General features: G+C 64.2%; 21 protein-coding genes. 4 read left to right on the forward strand and 17 right to left on the reverse strand.

Going from position 1 to position 19,809, the window contains the following annotated elements:
* Positions 1 to 311: 311 nt before the first annotated feature.
* The 8 genes from AC1DGP_RS04235 to AC1DGP_RS04270 all read right to left on the reverse strand — a co-directional run bounded on the left by AC1DGP_RS04235 (position 312) and on the right by AC1DGP_RS04270 (position 8,744).
* Positions 312 to 2,381 carry a M3 family metallopeptidase gene (locus tag AC1DGP_RS04235; protein ID WP_441508437.1) on the reverse strand — a complete coding sequence of 690 codons (2,070 nt, stop codon included), beginning with the start codon at positions 2,379 to 2,381 and terminating at the stop codon, positions 312 to 314.
* A gap of 30 nt (positions 2,382 to 2,411) precedes the next feature.
* Positions 2,412 to 3,131: an NUDIX hydrolase gene (locus tag AC1DGP_RS04240; protein ID WP_441489240.1), complete on the reverse strand. Its 720-nt coding sequence runs from the start codon at positions 3,129 to 3,131 to the stop codon at positions 2,412 to 2,414.
* Positions 3,132 to 3,144: 13 nt separating this feature from the next.
* A complete protein-coding gene (locus AC1DGP_RS04245; protein ID WP_441489241.1) occupies positions 3,145 to 4,044 on the reverse strand; it encodes a PhzF family phenazine biosynthesis protein in 900 nt (299 codons plus the stop codon).
* Complete coding sequence (locus tag AC1DGP_RS04250) at positions 4,041 to 5,171, reverse strand: endonuclease/exonuclease/phosphatase family protein (RefSeq protein ID WP_476831747.1); 1,131 nt, start codon at positions 5,169 to 5,171, stop codon at positions 4,041 to 4,043. The genes AC1DGP_RS04245 and AC1DGP_RS04250 overlap by 4 nt, the downstream gene beginning before the upstream one ends.
* 17 nt (positions 5,172 to 5,188) lie before the next feature.
* Positions 5,189 to 6,037, reverse strand: a complete 849-nt coding sequence (gene pdxY / locus AC1DGP_RS04255; RefSeq protein ID WP_476831748.1) for a pyridoxal kinase PdxY — start codon at positions 6,035 to 6,037, stop codon at positions 5,189 to 5,191.
* A gap of 101 nt (positions 6,038 to 6,138) precedes the next feature.
* Positions 6,139 to 6,546: a nuclear transport factor 2 family protein gene (locus AC1DGP_RS04260; RefSeq protein ID WP_476831749.1), complete on the reverse strand. Its 408-nt coding sequence runs from the start codon at positions 6,544 to 6,546 to the stop codon at positions 6,139 to 6,141.
* Between the two features lie 58 nt (positions 6,547 to 6,604).
* Positions 6,605 to 7,636: an ABC transporter substrate-binding protein gene (locus tag AC1DGP_RS04265; protein WP_069879884.1), complete on the reverse strand. Its 1,032-nt coding sequence runs from the start codon at positions 7,634 to 7,636 to the stop codon at positions 6,605 to 6,607.
* A gap of 166 nt (positions 7,637 to 7,802) precedes the next feature.
* Positions 7,803 to 8,744 carry a carbon-nitrogen hydrolase family protein gene (locus AC1DGP_RS04270; RefSeq protein WP_476831859.1) on the reverse strand — a complete coding sequence of 314 codons (942 nt, stop codon included), beginning with the start codon at positions 8,742 to 8,744 and terminating at the stop codon, positions 7,803 to 7,805.
* Between the two features lie 118 nt (positions 8,745 to 8,862).
* Here AC1DGP_RS04270 and AC1DGP_RS04275 point away from each other — a divergent pair, with 118 nt between their 5' ends.
* Entirely contained in the window at positions 8,863 to 9,780 is a 918-nt protein-coding gene (locus AC1DGP_RS04275; protein WP_476831750.1) for a LysR family transcriptional regulator, read from the forward strand.
* A gap of 116 nt (positions 9,781 to 9,896) precedes the next feature.
* Here AC1DGP_RS04275 and AC1DGP_RS04280 read toward each other — a convergent pair whose 3' ends face one another.
* Entirely contained in the window at positions 9,897 to 10,688 is a 792-nt protein-coding gene (locus tag AC1DGP_RS04280; protein WP_441489247.1) for an ABC transporter permease, read from the reverse strand.
* Positions 10,685 to 11,569, reverse strand: coding sequence for an ABC transporter ATP-binding protein (locus AC1DGP_RS04285; RefSeq protein WP_476769808.1), 885 nt, complete (start codon positions 11,567 to 11,569; stop codon positions 10,685 to 10,687). Before AC1DGP_RS04285 ends, AC1DGP_RS04280 begins: the two co-directional genes overlap by 4 nt.
* A 198-nt stretch (positions 11,570 to 11,767) precedes the next feature.
* Here AC1DGP_RS04285 and AC1DGP_RS04290 point away from each other — a divergent pair, with 198 nt between their 5' ends.
* Together AC1DGP_RS04290 and AC1DGP_RS04295 are read left to right on the forward strand one after the other, a co-directional pair.
* Entirely contained in the window at positions 11,768 to 12,292 is a 525-nt protein-coding gene (locus tag AC1DGP_RS04290; RefSeq protein WP_441508442.1) for a DedA family protein, read from the forward strand.
* Between the two features lie 211 nt (positions 12,293 to 12,503).
* A complete protein-coding gene (locus AC1DGP_RS04295; protein WP_441508443.1) occupies positions 12,504 to 12,878 on the forward strand; it encodes a ComEA family DNA-binding protein in 375 nt (124 codons plus the stop codon).
* Positions 12,879 to 13,294: 416 nt separating this feature from the next.
* Here AC1DGP_RS04295 and ilvC read toward each other — a convergent pair whose 3' ends face one another.
* A complete protein-coding gene (gene ilvC, locus AC1DGP_RS04300) occupies positions 13,295 to 14,314 on the reverse strand; it encodes a ketol-acid reductoisomerase (RefSeq protein ID WP_043237478.1) in 1,020 nt (339 codons plus the stop codon).
* A 21-nt stretch (positions 14,315 to 14,335) separates the two neighbouring features.
* Positions 14,336 to 14,992: a TetR/AcrR family transcriptional regulator C-terminal domain-containing protein gene (locus tag AC1DGP_RS04305; RefSeq protein ID WP_441476755.1), complete on the reverse strand. Its 657-nt coding sequence runs from the start codon at positions 14,990 to 14,992 to the stop codon at positions 14,336 to 14,338.
* 200 nt (positions 14,993 to 15,192) lie between these two features.
* On the opposite strand from AC1DGP_RS04305, the gene AC1DGP_RS04310 reads away from it, so the two are divergent.
* Complete coding sequence (locus AC1DGP_RS04310; protein WP_476831751.1) at positions 15,193 to 15,738, forward strand: DUF924 family protein; 546 nt, start codon at positions 15,193 to 15,195, stop codon at positions 15,736 to 15,738.
* Positions 15,739 to 15,753: 15 nt separating this feature from the next.
* On the opposite strand, the gene AC1DGP_RS04315 is transcribed toward AC1DGP_RS04310, so the two are convergent.
* The 5 genes from AC1DGP_RS04315 to AC1DGP_RS04335 are packed head-to-tail and all read right to left on the reverse strand — an operon-like array spanning position 15,754 to position 19,746.
* On the reverse strand, positions 15,754 to 15,975 hold the full coding sequence (locus AC1DGP_RS04315; RefSeq protein ID WP_476831752.1) for a hypothetical protein: 222 nt from the start codon (positions 15,973 to 15,975) through the stop codon (positions 15,754 to 15,756).
* Between the two features lie 9 nt (positions 15,976 to 15,984).
* The gene (gene ilvN, locus AC1DGP_RS04320; protein WP_069879874.1) at positions 15,985 to 16,527 is read right to left on the reverse strand and encodes an acetolactate synthase small subunit; all 543 of its coding nucleotides are present in this window, start codon (positions 16,525 to 16,527) and stop codon (positions 15,985 to 15,987) included.
* A 34-nt stretch (positions 16,528 to 16,561) separates the two neighbouring features.
* On the reverse strand, positions 16,562 to 17,251 hold the full coding sequence (locus tag AC1DGP_RS04325; RefSeq protein ID WP_476831753.1) for a glutathione S-transferase family protein: 690 nt from the start codon (positions 17,249 to 17,251) through the stop codon (positions 16,562 to 16,564).
* Complete coding sequence (locus AC1DGP_RS04330) at positions 17,248 to 17,955, reverse strand: aspartate/glutamate racemase family protein (protein ID WP_476769030.1); 708 nt, start codon at positions 17,953 to 17,955, stop codon at positions 17,248 to 17,250. The genes AC1DGP_RS04325 and AC1DGP_RS04330 overlap by 4 nt, the downstream gene beginning before the upstream one ends.
* 30 nt (positions 17,956 to 17,985) lie before the next feature.
* Positions 17,986 to 19,746, reverse strand: coding sequence for an acetolactate synthase 3 large subunit (locus tag AC1DGP_RS04335; protein WP_441489256.1), 1,761 nt, complete (start codon positions 19,744 to 19,746; stop codon positions 17,986 to 17,988).
* Positions 19,747 to 19,809 lie beyond the last annotated feature (63 nt).

Below are 19,809 nucleotides of genomic sequence, written 5' to 3' on the forward strand. Positions count from 1 at the left end.
GAGAGACATCGATTCCAGCATAGAGAGACATCGATTCCAGCATAATGCTCCACGGCTGTTCCTCTCATGATGCTTGAGGCCGATCGCTCGGACCTCGTTTTCAACACCATCATTCTGAGGGACAGCCACCCAAAATGGCTATTCGAAGCGCCGGCCCATTACGGCATCTAGTCTAGTCTGCAGCACGCGTCGTGGTCGGGCTTGTCCCGACCACCTGTACTTCCGTCCAAGCTCCACGCTTCGCCCCCGACGGTTCAAGACGTGGATGGCCCGCGTGACAGCCCGCGTGACAGGGAGAGCCTGCGCTTCGCCTACGCCGCCAGGCCTCGCTTCTCCAGCAGCGCATCGGGCGTGGGCAGCCTGCCCCTGAAGAGCGTGTAGGCCTCTGCCGGATCACGCGTATCGCCCGCCGAATAGATGAAACGCTTCAGCTTGGCGGCGACATCGGCAGCGAAGACGTCTCCAGCCTCGATGAAGGCATTGAAGGCGTCGGCATCCATCACCTCGGACCAGAGATAGCTGTAATAGCCGGCCGAATAGCCGTCGCCCGAGAAGACATGGGTGAAATGCGGCGTGCGGTGACGCATGATGATCTCGGCCGGCATGCCGATACGCTCCAGCTCTGCCGCCTCGAAGGCAAGCGGATCGACCGTTGCTGGATCCTTCAGCGAATGGAAGGCGAGGTCGACCAGCGCCGAGGAGGTGTATTCCACCGTCGCAAAGCCCTGATTGAAGGTCTGCGCCTTCTTGATCTTGTCGATCAGCCCCTCGGGGATCGGCTCGCCGGTCTCGGCATGCAAGCAATAGGCCTGCATCACCTCGCGCGTCAGGAACCAGTGCTCGTAAAGCTGGGAGGGCAACTCGACGAAATCGCGCGAGACCGAGGTGCCGGCGAGCGAGCCATAGGTCACGTCGGACAACAGCCCATGCAGGGCGTGGCCGAATTCATGGAACAGGGTGCGCGCATCGTCGATCGAAAGCAGCGCCGGCTTTCCGGCTGCGGGTTTCGCGAAATTGCAGACATTGACGATGATCGGGCGAACCTCGCCGCCGAGCTTCCGCTGGCCGCGATAGGCGCTCATCCAGGCGCCCGAACGTTTCGATGCGCGGGCGAAATAATCACCGAGGAAGAGCCCGATATGCCGGCCGCCCACGTCGCGGACCTCAAAGACGCGGACATCGGGATGATAGCCAGCGAGATCGTGCTTCTCCTCGAAGGTCAGGCCGAAGAGCTTGCCCGCGGTGTCGAAGGCTGCAGCGATGATGCGGTCGAGCTGGAGATAAGGCTTCAGCACCGCCTCATCGAGCGCATAGGTCTTCTGGCGCACCTTCTCGGCATAGTGGCGCCAGTCCCACGGTCGGATCGGGCCATTCTCGCCCTCCTCCTGCGCGAGCAGGGCAAGGTCAGCCGCTTCCTTCGCAGCCCGCGCCTTGGCCGGCTTCCAGACCAGTTCGAGCAGCCCCCGGACATTCTCCGGCGTCTTGGCCATGGAATCGTCGAGCTTGAAATGCGCGAAGGTCTCGAAGCCGAGCAGCTTCGCCTTCTCGGCACGCAAAGCCACCATCTCCGCGACGATGGCGCGGTTATCCGTCTCGCCGCCATTCTCGCCGCGCTTGCTCCAGGCCACGAAGGCCTCCTCGCGGAGCTCGCGGCGGGTGGAGAAAGTCAGGAAGGGCTCGATGATCGAACGTGAAAGTGTAACCGCATGCTTGCCATCATGGCCCCGGTCGCCAGCGGCATGGGCCATCGCCGCCCGGAGGAAGGGCGGCACGCCCGCGAGCTTGGCCTCGTCATCGAGGACAAGCGCATAGGAGGCCTCATCCTTGAGCACGTTCTGGCTGAACTGCGTGCCGAGCCCCGCCAGCCGCTCGTTGATCGCGGCAAGGCGTTTCTTTTCCTCGGGACCAAGCTGCGCACCCGAGCGAACGAAGCCGCGATAGGTCCGCTCCAGCAGGCGCTTCTGTTCGGCGTCCAGTCCCAGATTCTCGCGCTTCGCGAAGACCACATCGACGCGGGCGAACAGGGCCGGGTCCATCATGATTGCCGACCAGTGCCGCGAGGTGACCGGTGACATCTCGCGTTCGATCGACTGCAGCGCCTCGTTCGTGTCAGCCCCGGCGAGATTGTAGAAGACACCGCCGACGCGGCTGAGCGCGCGGCCCGACCGTTCCAGCGCTTCGATCACGTTGGCGAATTCAGGCACTGCCGGATCGTCGGAGATCGCCGCGATCTCCGACTTGTGCTTGGCCAGAGCCGCCTCGAATGCCGGCGTGATGTGTTCAGGCTTGATCACCGCGAAGGGTGGCAGGCCGAAGGGTGTCTCCCAGACGGCGGCGAAGGGATTGTCGACGGGTAGCGGCAAGGCTTCTGGCGCGGTCATCTCGTTCCGTTCCGGAAAAACAGGGGAAGGTCAGTCTTGAGCGTAGATATGGGCGAGATAGCGCCGCATGAAGGGCGGCATGTCGAGATGGTCGCTCTCGGCAAGATTGCGCACAATCACGATGTCGGAGAGTTCCGGCTCCGCCTGCTGCTTGATGCGTGACAGCATGATCTCGCGCGCCTCCTCGGCCGACCAGGACAGCGCCACCGGCCGCATGAAGGCGACGCGCCCCGTCAGGATCACCGCCGTCCAGCTTTCATCGACGTCGATTTCGCCCAAGGTCAGTCCGGTCTCCTCACAGAGTTCGCGGGTGACGCTGCCGGCAAGGTCGAGCATGCCGTCGTCCCTGAGATCTTCGCGATCCGGCGTACCGGCGGCGAAATAGACTTTGCCCGCATTGGCGGTGTGGTCGCCCATCACGCCGCAGAGAAAGGCGCCATCCGCCGCCCTCAGGGCCGCCATCGCATAGCCGTTGCGGACCACCGGGCCGGGATGGCCAAGATCGCGCCAGGTCATGAAGGCGGCGTAATCCGTCTCGAAATAGCGTGCGCTGAACACGCCATCCGCGATCGCGCCGCGATGCTGCAGCATGATCCGGCCATTGAACATCGCCGGCTTGCCGGCGCTGATCCTGGCCCAATGCGCGGCAATGGCAGTGTGGTTCTCCCGCGCGAAGACCCAGTCATGCGGCTCGACCACGGCCTCGACCCGCGCAAGCGGAACGATCGTCCCGTCGACAACACCATTCATCATTCGGTCCCACTCACAGCAGCACGCCCTCGCTCACCAGCACAGCTTCGCCGCCAATGCTGGCCGAAACGAGTCCACCGCGCTCGACCCGCAAAGTGAGTTCGATCTGCGACGGCCGTCCCATCTCGTACCCCTGCTCGATGACGAGGCGGTGCTCGCCATCGCCGGGACGATCGAAGGCCATCACAGCGGCGGCGAAGGCGGCAGCTGCGCCACCGGTCGCGGGGTCTTCGCCGATGCCCATCCCTGGCGCGAACATGCGGGCATGGAAGTGATGGCCCGCATCGCGGGTCTGCCGACAATAGACGAAGGCGTTGGGATGCTCGGCCGGCTTCATCACCGTATTCCACCGCATCATGTCGAGCGTGATGCGGCCCATCGCCTCGAGGCTCGCCACCGGAACCAGCGTAAAGCCGACTCCACCGGAGAATACGCCTGGCTCATGGGCATCGAAGCCGATCTCGGCAGGATCGAGCCCGAGCGCAGTTGCAAGCTCCACTGGCGATGCCGCTTCTCCGATCCGCTCCGGCAAGCGCGGCAAGGTGAAGGTCGCCCTGCCCTGATCATTCCCGACCGAGACGTCGCAGGAGACGGCACCGATCCGCTCCTCCAGGACGAGCTTGTCGTTTTCCCTGCCCGCCTGGGCATCGTGGAGAGCGAGCAGGATGGCTGTGCCGACGGTTGGATGGCCGGCGAATGGCAGCTCCCGGCCCGGCGTGAAAATCCGAATGGCGGCACGGTTGGCCGGGTGGGCGGGCGGCGCGACGAAGACCGTCTCGGACAGGTTGAATTCGCGCGTGATCGCCTGCATCGCCTCGGTGTCGAGGCCCTCTGCGTCCAGCACCACCGCCAAAGGGTTGCCGGCGTGACGTGCCCCGGTGAAGACATCGAGCGTGACGAAGCGGCGTTTCACGGCAACCCTCCCTTGGTGGCAGGCACGACCAGATCGATGGTCAGCGGGCAATGATCCGACGCCTTTGGCCTGTCCCAGCCGACGCGCGGATAGCGGTCGCTGCAGGTCGCCAGCCGCGCCATCGAACGATCGGGCTCGCGCGGATCGAGCGGCACGCGATAGGGCAAACCTCGCCGGATCATCTGCATGGCCGGATTGGGGTTCGCAGCCGCCAGCGCCGGCGACAGCAGGATATGGTCCAGCGGCATATGGCTATCGATGAGCCGCTGTTCGGCCTCCGACCAGTAGCGCCGGAAATGCGTCCAGCGCTCATGCTGGAGCAGATGCATGATCGGGTCGACAGCCAAATCCTCGAGCAACGGCTCGATGCCGCTATCCCCTTCGTCGACCAACTCGCCAAGTGGGCCAAGGCCATGGCGATAACCGTTGAGATCACCCAGCACGATCCAGTTGGCTTCGCGCCAAGACGCCCCGAACCAGGTCTTGACGATGTGCCTGACGGCCAGGGCCTCCGCCCGCCGGATCGGCAGGGTCTCCTGCCGGCCATCGTCGCGGCCGTTGTTCATCGACTTGAAATGGCAACCGAAGAGCGTCAGCGAACGGTCACCCAAGCTCAGCTCGACAGCGAGGCAATCGCGGGCAAAGCCCCTGTCGCCCGGCCTGATGCCGAACCGCGCGAGCGAAGGATCATAAGCGCCGGCCTGGCCGAAGCTGAGGTCCTTGTGCGAGACGACACGGACCGCCTGGGGCGCCAGCAGATCGCGCCGGGCGCCAAAGCCGATATCGATGTCGCGCCTGTCATTGCCGTCGATCAGAGCGAAATGGCCGTAGCGGTAATCGGCGATGCGATGGACGTAATTGGCAAAGAACGCCTGCAGGCTCGCGAGCGAGTCCACTTCCTGCAGCATCCAGATATCGGCTTGCGCCTCGGCGATGGCGAGCGCCGTCATCTGCCGCTTGTCGTCCTCAAGCGCCACCGCGAGCGAGCGCTCGACGGCATCGCGCTGGTCGGCGCGCGGAAAATGAAAGAGCGACATCGCGGCGGCGGTGTCGATGCGTCCGCCATTCTCGAAGCGGTGGCGCGTCAGCAGGTTTTCGACATTGAAGGTGCCGACGCGCAGTTTCATCGCGTTCAGCCTGCGGCTCAGATCGCTTCGGGCGTGAAGAGCTGCGAAGGCGTCGCGAATTCGTCCTGCGCGGCGACCGTCAGGATCTCGCGCGAGCCGGCCTCCTTCGTCCGCTTCAGCAGGCCATAGATCGAGGACGAGGCCTTGCTGAGGGCAGCGGCAGCCGATCCCTCGCGCATGTAGTGGACAAAGAAGAGTGCGGCGATCGCATCGCCCGCACCGTTGACGCTGATATCGATCTTCGGCGTGCGCACCCGGAAGGCGCCCTTGGCGTCGGCCGCCATCAGGTCGATCGCATCCGCCGGCGTTTCTTCCGTGACCAGCGATGTCACCAGCACGACTTTCGGGCCGGCATCGCGCAGCGTTTCGACGGCGCGGTGCGCGTCGGCAATGGTTTTCACCTCGATATCGGTCAGGAGTTCGAGCTCGAACTGGTTCGGCGTGACGATATCGGCAGCCGGCACCGCCTGTTCGCGCATGAACTCGGGAATGCCCGGCCGCACGAAAATGCCGCGTCCGACATCGCCGATCACCGGATCGCAGCAATAGAGCGCATCGGGATTGGCCGCGCGGACCCGCTCGACGGCAGACAGGATGGCGTGGCCGATATCGGCCGATCCCATATAGCCGGAGAGCACGCCGTCGCAGCCCGGCAGCACGCCACGCTCGGCAATGCCTTCCATCACCTCGTCGATCATGCCGCCCTCGAAGACCCGGCCCTTCCAGTCCCCGTAGCCCGTATGATTCGAGAACTGCACGGTATGGATCGGCCAGACCTCGACCCCCAGTCGCTGCATCGGGAAAACGGCGGAGGCGTTGCCGACATGGCCAAAAGCGACATGGGACTGGATCGAGAGGATGTTCATGGCGCGCAGCACAAGCCTTCAACGAAACGACGCGGCGAACCTAGCGGTTGCCGCGCCGGGAGCAAATCGAAAGCGTTGATGCAGGCGATGACAAACGGCGATCAGGCGGAGCCGAGACGCATCACGCTGGCCGTGTCGGTGAACTGCGTCAGGCTTCGTACCTTGCCGTCTTCCACAGTGACCAGATCGACCGCCTCGAAGCTCTGGGTACGACCGGTCGGCACATGGGTGACATCGGCGCTCCAGTGAAACGAGGCGCGAGCGCCTTCGACGAGCAGCCCCAGCGTCTTGAACTTCGAGAAGGCGAACGTGCCGATCAGCCCGGCCATCTGCTCCCGAACCGCGGCACAGCCCGTCTGTGGGCTGCACATGGGCCCGAGATCCTCCGCTCCCATGAAATGGAACCGGCAATCGGGATGGAAGAAGGCCATCACTCCATCGAGATCCCCGTGCACACGCGCCTCATAGGCGCTCAGGAGCAAGGTCTCGATCGCAGCGCGCTCGGTCATCTCGGCTCTCCCAATGGAAGAGCCGAGTTTGACCGGCCTGCAGAAAGGAGTCGAGAGACTACGATCCGGCGGCGGCCTTCTTCGCGAAGCTGTCGATGAAGGTCTTGTTCAGGTCGACATTCGAGGTCGCAAGCTCAGGATCGAGCAGTTTCAGCGAGTCATACATGCTCTTCATCGCATCTGGCGTGGAAATGCCGGTGCGCGAATAACTTTCCTGCGAATTCTTGACGGCGCGCAGATAGAGCGGCTTGTCGCCGAGATGGTATTCGGCGGGGACGAGATCGGCGACATCCTCGGGCTTGGCCGTCTCCAGCCATTTCAGGGACTTGACCAGCGCGTTGACGAGTTTCTGCGTCGTGACCGGGTTCTTCTCGGCGAAATCATTCTTGAGATAGAGCACGGCAGCAGGGTTTGAACCGCCGAACAGCGCCTTGGTGCCGGCCTCGGTGCGGGTGTCGATCAGCGCCACGACATCGCCATCCGCTTCGAGCTTCGAGGTCACGGGATCGAGATGCGAGATGATGTCGACCTGGCCTTGCTTGATCGCGGCAACGGCGCTGGCGCCGGCACCGACACCGATGATCGGCGCGTCGGTCGCCTTCAGGCCGGCCTTGACCATGGCATATTGCGCGGTCAGCGAGGTCGAGGAGCCGGGCGCGGTGACGCCGATCTTCAAGCCCTTGAAATCGGCCGCGGATTTGACCTTGTCGGCAAGCTCCTTGCGCACGGCGATGGTGATCGCTGGGAAACGCCCGAGCTCAACCACGGCGCGGATGTCCTGCCCCTTGGCCTGCATCCGGATGGTATGCTCATAGGCGCCGGTCACGACATCGACCGAGCCGCCGACGAGGGCCTGCAACGACTTCGCGCCACCGCCGAAATCGTTGATCGTGACGTCGAGCCCCTGCTCCTTGAAGAAGCCCTTCTTCTCCGCGACCGTCAGCGGAAGATAATAGAGCAGCTGCTTGCCGCCGACGCCGAGCGTGACATTCGGCTTCTCGGCCGTCTGGGCCTGTGCGCCAAACGGCACGAAGCCGAGAGAGGTGGACAAGGCGAGCGCGGCCAGCGCGCCGCGACGGGTGAAGCTCATCGAATTTCCTCCTGATGGGATCGGTTTGCGCTTCTGAACTGGCGCAGTCGGCCCCGACGATAGGCGAGATTGCACGGCACGGGCAACCTCGCCTCCCCGATCAGCCCGAGGCCCGGGGCGCAACTTTCGTCTGAGCCCCCAGGCGAACGCCGGTGAGCCCGCGTCGCTATAGCGTCCCCTCATCCAGAAAGGACGCAATGCCCTGCCGGGTCCGGTTGACGACGAGGCGTGTCACATCCGGGCGGGCATAGTGTCCGGCCTGATCGAAATTCTGGCGCTCGCGCCTGACCTCGCGATGATCAAGCGTCGCAACGAGAAGCTCCTCGCGCCCCGTCACGGGCTCGATCACCCATTTGCCGTCCGGGCCGGCGATGCCGGAGCCGCCATCAGCGAGGATCTCGGGGCAGGTTTCCAGCATGGCGGCAGCAGGACTGCCGGCCGGCACATCCTGCTTGCGCATCAGTCCCGAGACCGCCAGTACGTAGCTGCGTCCCTCGCGCGCCAGGAAGCAGGTCGTATCCACCGTGTTGCGGAGGTTCCCCGGCCAAAGCGCCACATGCAGGTTCTCACCCTGCGCGTACAGCGCTGCTCGCGACAGCGGCATCCAGTTCTCGAAGCAGTTCAGCCCGCCAACCGTGAAGGCCCCGACACGGTGCACCTGAAGACCATGTCCGTCGCCCGGCGCCCAGCTCAGCCTCTCTTCATAGGTCGGCATCAGCTTGCGATGCACCGACGCGATCATGCCATCCGCACCGATATGCACGCGCGAGCAATAGACGCTGTGCCCGCCGCGATCTGCCGGCCGCTCGATGATGCCGAGGATGACGGCGATGCCGCCGCGCTGTGCCGCAGCGCAGACCGCAGCCAGATGGCCGGCCTCGATCTGAACGGCCTGATCCAGATAATGCGCGTGAATCTCCTTCTGCAGCGACGATTCAAAGCGCGCCCCGTCGGTATGTTCGATCCAGAAGGGATAACCCGGCACCAGCGCCTCCCCGAACGCGACGAAGCCGCACCCTGCCGCGGCGGCGCGCGCGATCCAGTTGGCCACCTTCCCCAGGGTGGCATCGCGATCGAGCCATACCGGAGCGATCTGGGCCAGGCCCACGGTCAATCTGTCTGATACGGGTCATCGAGCCCCATCCCGGGCCTTGAGTGTGTTGCGATGGCCGGGTTAAGGACGTGGACAAGATCAGTCCAATTAATCCTTGGAATACCCCTCGATCATGCCACCTAATGTCACTCTGGTGCAGCTGCGTTGTTTCGCCGGCGTCGTCGAACATGGCGGCTTCACGGTGGCAGCCGACCGCCTCCGCCTGTCGCAGTCAGCCGTGAGCCAGGCGGTCGCGGGGCTGGAACGGGCGTTAGACACCGCCTTGGTGCTACGCGGCCGCGATGGATTGGTGCTGACGGCAGCCGGCGAAGCGGCCCTTGTCGAGACGCGTGCGGTACTCGCGGCCGTCGAACGGCTCGGCACGTGCAGCGGACTTGCCGGCAAGTTGAGCGGCACCTTGCGGATCGGCGTCGTACAGAGCGCAGCCGTCCGGCTGCTGCCCGCATGGCTGCGGCGCCTGCGCACCGAGCATCCCGGCATCACGGTGAGCTTGTATGAGGGGACGGATCCGGAGGTCACCGCCTGGATCCAGGCCGGCGTGGTCGAGATCGGCATCACCAGCCGTACCCATCCCGAACTGGCAGCCCGCCCGGTCTATTCCGACGACTACCTCGTCGTTGTTCCCGCCGACCACGAGCTTGCATCCCGGGCCTCGCTCCCGCTCGCTGCCCTGGACGGGCAACGCATGCTGCTCTCGGGAGGGGGCTGCGAAACGCTCATCCAGGAACTCCTGACAGCAGCAGCCAGCCATCCCGAGATCGCCTGCCTCGTGCGCGACAACGCGACCTTGCTCAGTATGGTGCGTGAAGGGCTCGGCCTGACGATCATGCCCGAGCTGGCCCTCGACGACAGCCGCGGCGTGGTTGGGATCCCCCTTCGCCCGAATCTCCGTCGCACCTTGCACGCCGTATCGCCGCCGGCGGAGACGCTTCGCCCGGTCGCGACAGCTTTCCTGACCCTGATCGAAAACAGCGCCGCTGTCGGGCTCAAGGCTCCTCGGCAGCGCCCCAAGACAGCAAGCGCGGGGTGAACCGGCCGCGCCAGCCTAAAGCATCGGCCCGAAAAGTGGATTACGGTCTTCGGGAAGGCCGATGCAAATACAGATGACTAGATCATCAGACTGGATACGATATCCGGCCTGATGATCTAAGTCGTCGTGGTCGCGCTCTGTCCCGGTCGCCAGACCAGCAGGCGCTTCTCGACGAAGGTGACAAGTGAATCGATCACGATGACGAAGAGCGCCAGGATCAGCATGCCGGAGAACACGCCGGTGACATCGAAGACGCTCTCGGCCTCGTGGATCTTGTAGCCGAGACCGGCCGACGAGCCGAGATATTCGCCGACAACCGCACCGACCAGCGCAAAGCCGACAGAGGTGTGCAGCGAGGAGAACATCCAGGTCAGGGCCGACGGCCAGTAGACATGGCGGAAGAGCTGGCGCTCGTTCATGCCGAGCATGCGGGCATTGGCGAGTACCGTCGGCGAGACCTCGCGGACGCCCTGGTAGACGTTGAAGAAGACGATGAAGAAGACCAGCGTGAAGCCGAGCGCCACCTTCGACCAGATGCCGAGGCCGAACCAGAGCGCGAAGATCGGCGCCAGCACCACGCGCGGCAGCGCATTGGCCGCCTTGATATAGGGGTCGAACACCGCCGCCATCAGCTGCCGGCGCGCGAAGGTGAAGCCGAAGAAGACGCCCGCCGCCGAGCCGATGACGAAGGCGAGCACGGTCTCGGTCAGCGTGATGCCGAGATGGAAATAGATGTCGCCGCCGGTGAGCTGGGTCCAGGTCCGACCGAGGACCTGCAGCGGCGTCGAGAAGAAGAACTGGATTGTCTTGGTGTCGCCGAGCAGCGGATAGACCGTGAAGACGTGCCAGATCAGCAGGAACACGACCGCGACGAGAATCTGCAGTGCAAGGAGCGTCAGGCGGTTCACGAGGCGTCTCCCTGCACCAGTTCCTTGCCTTCGCCCATGGCGTAAGCCTTCTGCACCTCGATGCGCAGCGACGACCAGATGTCGCGATGGATCTCGTGGAAGGCCTTTTCCAGCCGGATCTCGGCGATGTCGCGCGGGCGCGGCAGGGTGACCCTGTAATCGGCGACGATTCCGGCGGCCGGCCCCGCCGACATCACCACGACGCGGTCGGAGAGCGCGATCGCCTCCTCGAGATCATGGGTGACGAAGATCAACGCCTTTCGATCCTTCGACCAGAGATCCAGCAGCAGGTTGCCCATGATCTGCCGGGTCTGCGCATCGAGCGGTCCGAACGGCTCGTCCATCAGCAAAATCTCGGGATTGCGGATCAGCATCTGCGCGAGGCTGACGCGCTTGCGCTGCCCCCCCGAAAGCATATGCGGATAACGATCGACGAAAGCGCGCAGACCGACACGGCCGAGCCAGTCGCGGGCACGCGCATCGGCCTCCGCAGCCGGCACGCCCATCGGCTCCAGCGCCACGGCGACATTCTGCAGCGCCGTCTTCCACGGCATCAGCGCGTCCTGCTGGAAGAGATAGCCCGCGCGTACATTCAGCCCCGCGAGCGGCTTGCCGAATATCCCGACCTTGCCGGCAGACGGGGTCAGCAGCCCGGCCGCAGCATTGAGCAAGGTCGACTTTCCACAGCCGGTCGGCCCCACGACCGAAACGAACTCCCCGGCCGAGACGGTGAGATCGATGCCAGTCACCGCCTTGTAGCGATGCCCGCCTGCAAGCTGGAAGGTGATGTCGATGCCGCTGAGATTGACAGCTGGCGCGGTATCCGCCCCGGGCACGCCAGCAGGGCCCGCATAAGCGTGCAGGCGGTCTTGAAGCTCCATAAAGCGTTCCCCAACGGCCTGCTGCGCCAAGCGCCCTGGCCGAATATCGCGTTCGTTTGACGAAACTCTAGGTGATCGCCTCCGGAAGGCAACCCAACCTTGGTCTTGCCCGGCAGATTCGCCGCAGCGCGCAGCTGTTGCATCCACGGCCCGAGACAGCGATAAGCCAGCGCCTTGGCCTGAAAGATCTCGACCCTCATGCAGCAACTCGAAAGCCTGATGCAGGGACTCGTCGAGTTCATGCGCACCAACCAGCAATGGGCGATCCCGATCGTCTTTCTGGTGGCCTTCGCCGAATGTGTGGCGGTGCTGTCCTGGCTCGTACCCGCCACGGTGTTCTTCACCGCCTTCGGCGCGGCGGCGGGAGCCTCCGGTCTCGACCTGGTTCCGCTGGCTTTCGCGGCCTCGCTCGGCGCGGGTTGCGGCTTCTGGATCTCCTATTGGGCCGGCATCGTGCTCGGCCCGCGCATCGGAGAAACCTGGCCGCTCAAGAAGAACCCTGAACTGCTCGAGAAGGGACATGCCTTCTTCGAGAAATGGGGCATCTTCAGCATTCTCATTGGCCACTTCTTCGGGCCGCTGCGGGCGGTCATCGCCATCGTCGCCGGCATCGTGAAGATGCCGTTCCTGCCGTTCCAGCTCGCCAACTGGGCCGCGTCTTTCGCATGGGGCTTTGGCCTGCTCTATGGTGCCGGACGGCTGGCCGAGTTCGTCACGCGCTGATCCCGAAAACCGTCCGAACACTGAACGGCGCATTCAGGGCGGGTTCAGGCCAGAAGGCGCGAATTGACGGCGTTGCGTCGCGATATCGCCACTCACCAGTGCGGATCTGACGCGGCACGCCGAACGGCTCCAGGCTGCCGGCGTTGTCGAGGCGGGCGACCCGGCGCCTGTCCGATGCTACCCTCCCGGGGCAGGACTATGGAGTCCAACCATGAGCCTTTCGCGCATCATCTCGCCGATCGTCGCCCTCGCGCTGACCGCCGGCTTCGCCTTCGCACAACAGCCCGCCACGCAGCCGAGCGCCCCCGCACGTGCCCCGGCCCCAGTCACGACGCCCGCAGCGCCCGCCGCTGGCACAGCCGCCAAGCCTGCACAGCCCGCAGCCGCCGCTCAGGTCAAGAAGATCAACATCAACACCGCGACCGCCGCCGAACTCGACAGTCTCAAGGGCATCGGCGAAGCGCGCTCCAAGAAAATCATCGAGGAGCGCTCCAAGGCGAAGTTCAAAGACTTCAATGATCTCGTGAAGCGCAGCGTCCTGCCCTCGAATGTCGAGTCCGACATCAAGGACAAGATCACCTTCTGACCCCGCTATCCCTGCGAGGAGAAAGGCCTCCGGCGCAAAACGCCGGAGGCCTTTTCCGTTTTCGATGGTACCGCGTTCTTCGCCAAATCCTGCCGTCTGACGCAAACGCCCTTCAGTATCCGAAAAGTCCGAACACCGCGGCGAATACGATCACGAGCGACACTGCAAGCAAGGCCCGCGCACAGATAGGGCTGTCAATGACACTGTTCAGATTCATCGTCCTCATGGCCGCCTCCACGTACGACTGCCTCGACGAACGCATCGGACTGGAACCGGTTCCACGCCCGGAAAGGCGAGAGGGCGGACACATTACTGCATCCGCCCTCTCGGAATCAATGATTTGTTAACCCTCTCAGGCGCTTGGCGAGCGGTATTGCAGCGGCTCGCCAAGTCCGTGAGTCAGAGCCTGAGCCCGATCAGTTCTTGGTCTTGTCGACCAGCGCCTTGGCCTTGATCCAGGGCATCATGTCGCGCAGCTTGGCGCCGACTTCCTCGATCGGGTGCGCGGCCATACGGGCACGGGTGGCCTTGAACGAGGTCTGGTTGACCTTGTTCTCGAGCATCCAGTCGCGGGTGAACTTGCCCGACTGGATGTCGGTCAGCACGCGCTTCATCTCGGCCTTGGTCTCGGCGGTGATGATGCGCGGGCCGGTGACATACTCGCCGAACTCGGCGGTGTTCGAGATCGAATAGTTCATGTTGGCAATGCCGCCCTCATAGATGAGGTCGACGATCAGCTTTACTTCATGCAGGCACTCGAAATAGGCCATCTCGGGTGCATAGCCGGCCTCGGTCAGGGTCTCGTAGCCAGCCTTGATCAGCTCGACCAGGCCGCCGCAGAGCACGACCTGCTCGCCGAAGAGGTCGGTCTCGCACTCTTCCTTGAAGGTGGTCTCGATGATGCCGGCGCGACCGCCGCCATTGGCCGAAGCGTAAGACAGGCCGAGATCATGGGCGTTGCCGGTGGCGTCCTGGTGGATCGCGATCAGGGTCGGCACGCCGCCGCCGCGCTGATACTCCGAGCGCACGGTGTGGCCGGGGCCCTTCGGCGCGACCATCAGCACGTCGAGGTCCTTGCGCGGCTCGATCAGGTTGAAATGCACGTTGAGGCCGTGCGCGAAGAGCAGCGCGGCGCCTTCCTTCATGTTGCCATGCAGTTCGTCACGATAGATGTCGCCCTGCAGCTCGTCAGGGGTCAGCATCATCATGATGTCGGCGGTCTTGGCGGCCTCGGCCGGGGTCATGACCTTGAAGCCTGCTTCCTCGGCCTTCTTGCGGGTGGCCGAGCCGGCCTTCAGGGCGATGATCACGTCCTTCACGCCGGAATCGCGCAGGTTGAGCGCGTGGGCATGGCCCTGCGAGCCATAGCCGACGATGCAGACTTTCTTGCCCTTGATCAGATTGATGTCCGCATCGCGGTCGTAATAAACGCGCATAGGTTGCTCCTTGGTCTCGCGTTAGGGTTTTTCTTTGCCCGGAGCGGCTTCAACCGCGCCGTACAGAGTGAGGAATTGATCGGTCGCGCGCGCTGCATCGCGCTCGTTCTCCGCTGGGCTCAGCACGAGCGCATCACCCAGCAGCAGCCTGATCTGCACATCGCGCCCGACAAGGCCGAGGAATGTGCGAAAGGCGGTCTCCGTATCATCGAAAGCCAGGAGCCCCGCCTCACGGCCTGCGTCAAGAACCGGCTTCAGGCGTTCGCCGATGGCGACACGCCCGTTCGCCAGCACGATCCCGCCGAGATTGCCGGCCTTCGATCCGGCCTGGCTGATAGCAATCCGGTTCAGTGCAATCGAGGTGTCGCTGGTGATCACATTGAGCCAGTTCGTCGCGAAACGCGTCAGGCTTTCGCGCAGCGTCAGGGCATCGAGTTTCTGGCGATCATAATTGCCGGCGCGCACCTTCGAGGCCTGCCACTGCACGGTCGCGGTCAGCAGGCCGTCACGATCGCCGAACCACTTGTAGAGGGTTTCCTTCGAGCAGCTCGCACGCCGGGCGACAGCCGTCATCGTCAGGTGCTCGCCCTTCTCGACCATCAGGCCAAGCACAGCATCCAGCACGGCCTGTTGCCGGGCTGTCAGTCCTTCGCTCGATGTATCTGGAGTGGCGCTCAAGGATCAGTACCGTACGTTACGGTTCGGTCTCTACAGGAAGGTTTTTCTGAGCGCAAGGGCCAGCCTGCGAAGATCCTCGACACGGGCCCGGCCGGGTTTCGCTTCCGCCCGGAATGCGTCAATCTGCGCCGCCATCCGTCCCACCGGTTGGGGCAATTGCGCTTCATGGACAACGCGTTATCCGATCTGGAGATACAAGTATGAGCTTGCCTACGGCCGCCGAGACCGTCGCCTTCTGGCGGCAAGCCGGACCGGATAAGTGGTTCGACAAGGACGACGCCTTCGACCGGGAAATCCGCGATCGCTTTCTCGAGGCCCAGCGCGCCGCCGCGGCGGGCGAGCTCGGCTCTTGGGAAGAGACCCCCGAAGGCGCCTATGGGCTGCTCATCTTGCTGGACCAGTTTCCACGCAACCTGTATCGCGGCTCGCCCGAGGCCTTCGCCAGCGACGATCTCGCTGTCGAGGTCGCCGAGCGCGCCATCGCCCGTGGCTTCGACCAGCACTTCACCAATCCGGAGCGGCGCTTCTTCTACATGCCCTTCATGCATTCCGAAGAGCTGGAGCATCAGGAACGCTGCATCGATCTGAGCCGCGCCTCGGGCGATGAGAACAGCACCAAATACGCGATCATCCACCGCGACATCATTCGCGACTTCGGCCGCTTCCCGCATCGCAACGCCATTCTCGGCCGGGACACGACACCCGAAGAGCGCGCATTTCTCGACGCGGGCGGCTTCAGCGGCTGAGGCTGCCGCGGGAGGCTAGCCTCCTCCCGCCTGCTGGCTCGCGACGCGCTGCAGGAAGATCGCCGCAATCGTCAGCAGGAAGCCCGCCCACCACAGCGGCGAACGCAGGCTCTTGCCGCTGCCGGGAGCTTCCGGCGGCGCCTTGCCATTGAGCCGCTGGATGATCGGCCAGGCGAAGCAGCCGAACCCGGCCCCCCCGAGCGCAAGCGCCACCATATTGAGCGAAGCCGCATCCATCGCCCTAGATCACATCGCCTCAGGGCCACGGCTCATCGCCGCGATGCCGGTGCGCGAGACTTCGGTGAGCCCGACCACGGTCATCAGCTTGATGAACCGCTCGATCTCCTCGGTCGAGCCCGTGAGCTCGAAGACGAAGGAGGTCAGGGAGGCATCGAGTGTGCGCGCGCCGAAAGCCGCCGCAAGCCGCATTGCCTCGACCCGATGGTCGCCCTTGCCGACGACCTTGACCAAGGCAAGCTCGCGCTCCAGCGCCTCGCCCTGCAGCGTCAGGTCGACGACCCGGTGCACGGGCACCAGCCGGTCGAGATGTGCCTTGATTTGCTCGATGACGTTGGCGGTGCCCGACGTGACCACGGTGATGCGCGAGATGTGCTTCTCGTGCTCGGTTTCCGAGACGGTGAGGCTCTCGATATTGTAGCCGCGGCCCGAGAACAGCCCGGCGATGCGGGCGAGAACGCCCGGTTCATTGTCGACGATCACCGCCAGCGTGTGGCGGGCGACCGGCTGGATCTTGGGAGCGTTCGGATAATGCGTGGCTGACGTCGGCATCGGACACCTGCAGGAGCTGAAGCGGAATTCGGAACTAGACGTGACGGAGATTGGCGATGGCGGGCTCGTCGACCTCGTCCTGGGTTACGATCCAGGGCTCGGCCAGGGCGGCCTTCAGCCAATCCCGATAGGAGGGATGGTCGAGCACCGCGGCCATATAGGCCGCACTGACCGGGTCGACCGGGATCGAATAGGTATCGAGCCTTGTGACGACGGGCGCATACATGGCATCGGCTGCCGAGAAGCCGCCGAAGAGGAAGGGCCCTCCCTCCGCCTCGCCGAAGCGGGAGCGAGCCTCGCGCCAGAGTGCAGTGATACGGGCGACATCCTTCGCGACGTCGCCCCCGCGATCGCGTGCCGCAAAGCGCTTGCCGAGATTCATCGGACAGGCCCGGCGCAACGCGAAGAAGCCGGCATGCATCTCGCTCGACATGGCACGGGCATGGGCGCGCGCCGCCCGGTCCCTTGGCCAGATCCCGAGATCGGGATAGCTGTCATGCAGGTATTCCAGGATCGCGAGCGTCTCCCACGCCGCAATGTCCCCGTCGACCAGCGTTGGCACGGTGCCGCCGCTGCCCGGAGCCTCGGCGAAGATCGCCTCCTTGAAGCCAGGCTCGTCGAGCAGGACGAGCTTCTCATCGAAGGCAATGCCCTTGGCGCGCAGCACGAGCCAGGCCCGCAGCGACCAGGACGAGTAGCACTTGTTTCCGATCAGGAGCTTCATGCCGCCTGGCTCGCCGTTTCCAGGCCGAAATCGAGCGCCGCTTCGACATGCAGCGCCGTCGTGTCGAAGACCGGGATGTCGAAATCCGCTTGCGAGACCAGGAGGGTGATCTCGGTGCAGCCAAGGATCACCCCGTCCGCGCCCTGCTTTACGGCCGCTGCGACGATGTCGAGATAGCGTGCCTTCGAGGCAGGCTCGATCCGGCCACGGCAGAGTTCCTCGTAGATGATGCGATGGACATCGTCGCGCTGTTCGGCATCGGGAACCATGGCCTCGACGCCGAACGCAGCGAGGCGCTCGCGATAAAAAGCCTGTTCCATCGTGAAGCGCGTCGCCAGCAATAGCGGCCGCCGCGACGGGCTTTTGCGGATCGCCGTCGCGGTCACGTCGGCCAGATGCAGGAACGGCACGCGAGTCGCAGCCGTGATCCGGTCCGCCAGCTTGTGCATGGTATTGGTGCACAGCAGGATACAGTTCACGCCCGCCCGCTCGAGCCGGATGGCGCTGTCGGCCAGGAGATGGCCGGCCGCAGCCCAGTCCCCGCTCGCCTGCATCTCGGCGATCGGCGCGAAATCGAGCGAATGCAGCAGCACATCCGCCGAGTGCAGCCCGCCCCGAAGGGCGCGCACCCGCTCATTGAGCAGCCGGTAATAAACCGCAGTCGATTCCCAGCTCATGCCGCCGATCAGGCCGATCGTGCTCATGCCCGCGCCTCCTCGCCCGCGTGCCGATCGTCAGACAAGCTGCTTGCCCCTGGCATCGATGATATCGCCCGTATTTCCCTCGAAATCGGGCAGGATCATCTCGTTATGGGCCTTGCCCGACGGGATCATCGGGAAGCAGTTCTCTTCCTTCGCAACAAGGCAGTCGAAGATCACCGGCTTTGGCGTATCGATCATCTCGCGGATCGCATCATCGAGCTGGTCCGGATCCGAGCAGCGGATGCCGTGGCCGCCATAGGCTTCCGCGAGCTTCACGAAATCGGGCAACGAAGCCGAATAGCTCTCCGAATAACGCCCGCCATGCAGCAGTTCCTGCCATTGACGAACCATGCCCATATATTCGTTGTTCAGGATGAAGATCTTGACCGGCAGCCGGTGCTGCACCGCCGTCGACATCTCCTGCATGTTCATCAGGATCGAGGCTTCGCCGGCGATGTCGACGACAAGCGCCTTCGGATGGGCCATCTGCACGCCGATTGCCGCCGGCAGGCCGTAGCCCATGGTGCCGAGTCCGCCGGAGGTCATCCAGCGGTTCGGCTCCTGGAAGTGGAAGTACTGCGCCGCCCACATCTGGTGCTGGCCGACTTCGGTGGTGATGTAGGTGTCGCGGTCCTTGGTCAGCTCATAGAGCCGCTCGATCGCGTATTGCGGCTTGATGACCGCACCGGACTGCTTGTAGCCGAGGCTGTTGCGCGCGCGCCAGCCGCTGATCTGCTCCCACCAGCCCTTCAAGGCCTCCTTGTCGACCTGCGGGCTCGTCTCGCGCCAGATCCGGACCATGTCCTCCAGGACATGGGCGCAATCACCGACGATGCCGATGTCGATCTTGACGTTCTTGTTGATCGAGGACGGGTCGATATCGACATGGATCTTCTTCGAGTGCGGCGAGAAGGCGTCGAGCCGACCGGTGATGCGGTCGTCGAAGCGTGCGCCGATATTGATCATGACGTCGCAGTCATGCATCGCAAGATTGGCTTCGTAGGTGCCGTGCATGCCCAGCATGCCGAGCCACTGCTTGTCGGCCGCCGGGAAAGCGCCCAGCCCCATCAGTGTCGAGGTGACAGGATAGCCGGTCAGCCGCGCCAGTTCGCGCAGCAGCGCCGAGGCGTGCGTGCCGGAATTGATGACGCCGCCGCCAGTGTAGAAGATCGGGCGCTTCGCCTTGGCCATCAGTTCGACTGCGGCCCTGATCTTGTTCAGGTCCCCCTTGACCGTCGGACGGTAGGTCTTGTGCTGGTTGTCGCGCGGGCGGGTGTACTCGCCCTTGGCGAACTGGATGTCCTTCGGAATGTCGACGACGACCGGCCCGGGACGGCCGTTAGCGGCGACATAGAAAGCCTCGTGCAGGATGCGCGGCAGATCCGCGATGCTCTTCACGAGATAATTATGCTTGGTGCAGGAACGCGTGATGCCGACCGTATCGCATTCCTGGAAGGCGTCGGAGCCGATCAGATGCGTCGGGACCTGCCCGGTGATGACGACAACCGGGATCGAGTCGAGCAGCGCGTCGGTCAATCCGGTGACGGCGTTGGTCGCCCCGGGACCGGAGGTCACCAGGACACAGCCAACCTTGCCCGAGGAGCGCGCATAGCCCTCCGCTGAATGGACGGCACCCTGCTCGTGCCGGACCAGAATGTGCTTCACCTTGTCCTGGAGGAAGAGCGCGTCATAGATCGGCAGCACGGCGCCGCCGGGGTAGCCGAACAGATGTTCGACGCCTTGATCCTGAAGCGCACGGACGACCATTTCCGCGCCGGTCATCATCTCGCTCATGTCGCTCTCCTCGGGGGTCTTCGGGTCAGTTCAGGGAAAATCGGGCAATAAAAAAGGCCCTCG

This window comes from Allobosea sp. 05T433 (genome assembly GCF_056396065.1).

What these genes read in the sequence shown, in the direction of transcription:
- AC1DGP_RS04235 (WP_441508437.1), bottom strand. Translation starts at nt 2,381, where the DNA reads ATGACCGCGCCAGAAGCCTTGCCGCTACCCGTCGACAATCCCTTCGCC.
- AC1DGP_RS04240 (WP_441489240.1), bottom strand. Translation starts at nt 3,131, where the DNA reads ATGAATGGTGTTGTCGACGGGACGATCGTTCCGCTTGCGCGGGTCGAG.
- AC1DGP_RS04250 (WP_476831747.1), bottom strand. Translation starts at nt 5,171, where the DNA reads ATGAAACTGCGCGTCGGCACCTTCAATGTCGAAAACCTGCTGACGCGC.
- pdxY (WP_476831748.1), bottom strand. Translation starts at nt 6,037, where the DNA reads ATGAACATCCTCTCGATCCAGTCCCATGTCGCTTTTGGCCATGTCGGC.
- AC1DGP_RS04260 (WP_476831749.1), bottom strand. Translation starts at nt 6,546, where the DNA reads ATGACCGAGCGCGCTGCGATCGAGACCTTGCTCCTGAGCGCCTATGAG.
- AC1DGP_RS04265 (WP_069879884.1), bottom strand. Translation starts at nt 7,636, where the DNA reads ATGAGCTTCACCCGTCGCGGCGCGCTGGCCGCGCTCGCCTTGTCCACC.
- AC1DGP_RS04275 (WP_476831750.1), top strand. Translation starts at nt 8,863, where the DNA reads ATGCCACCTAATGTCACTCTGGTGCAGCTGCGTTGTTTCGCCGGCGTC.
- AC1DGP_RS04285 (WP_476769808.1), bottom strand. Translation starts at nt 11,569, where the DNA reads ATGGAGCTTCAAGACCGCCTGCACGCTTATGCGGGCCCTGCTGGCGTG.
- AC1DGP_RS04290 (WP_441508442.1), top strand. Translation starts at nt 11,768, where the DNA reads ATGCAGCAACTCGAAAGCCTGATGCAGGGACTCGTCGAGTTCATGCGC.
- AC1DGP_RS04295 (WP_441508443.1), top strand. Translation starts at nt 12,504, where the DNA reads ATGAGCCTTTCGCGCATCATCTCGCCGATCGTCGCCCTCGCGCTGACC.
- ilvC (WP_043237478.1), bottom strand. Translation starts at nt 14,314, where the DNA reads ATGCGCGTTTATTACGACCGCGATGCGGACATCAATCTGATCAAGGGC.
- AC1DGP_RS04310 (WP_476831751.1), top strand. Translation starts at nt 15,193, where the DNA reads ATGAGCTTGCCTACGGCCGCCGAGACCGTCGCCTTCTGGCGGCAAGCC.
- AC1DGP_RS04315 (WP_476831752.1), bottom strand. Translation starts at nt 15,975, where the DNA reads ATGGATGCGGCTTCGCTCAATATGGTGGCGCTTGCGCTCGGGGGGGCC.
- ilvN (WP_069879874.1), bottom strand. Translation starts at nt 16,527, where the DNA reads ATGCCGACGTCAGCCACGCATTATCCGAACGCTCCCAAGATCCAGCCG.
- AC1DGP_RS04325 (WP_476831753.1), bottom strand. Translation starts at nt 17,251, where the DNA reads ATGAAGCTCCTGATCGGAAACAAGTGCTACTCGTCCTGGTCGCTGCGG.
- AC1DGP_RS04330 (WP_476769030.1), bottom strand. Translation starts at nt 17,955, where the DNA reads ATGAGCACGATCGGCCTGATCGGCGGCATGAGCTGGGAATCGACTGCG.
- AC1DGP_RS04335 (WP_441489256.1), bottom strand. Translation starts at nt 19,746, where the DNA reads ATGAGCGAGATGATGACCGGCGCGGAAATGGTCGTCCGTGCGCTTCAG.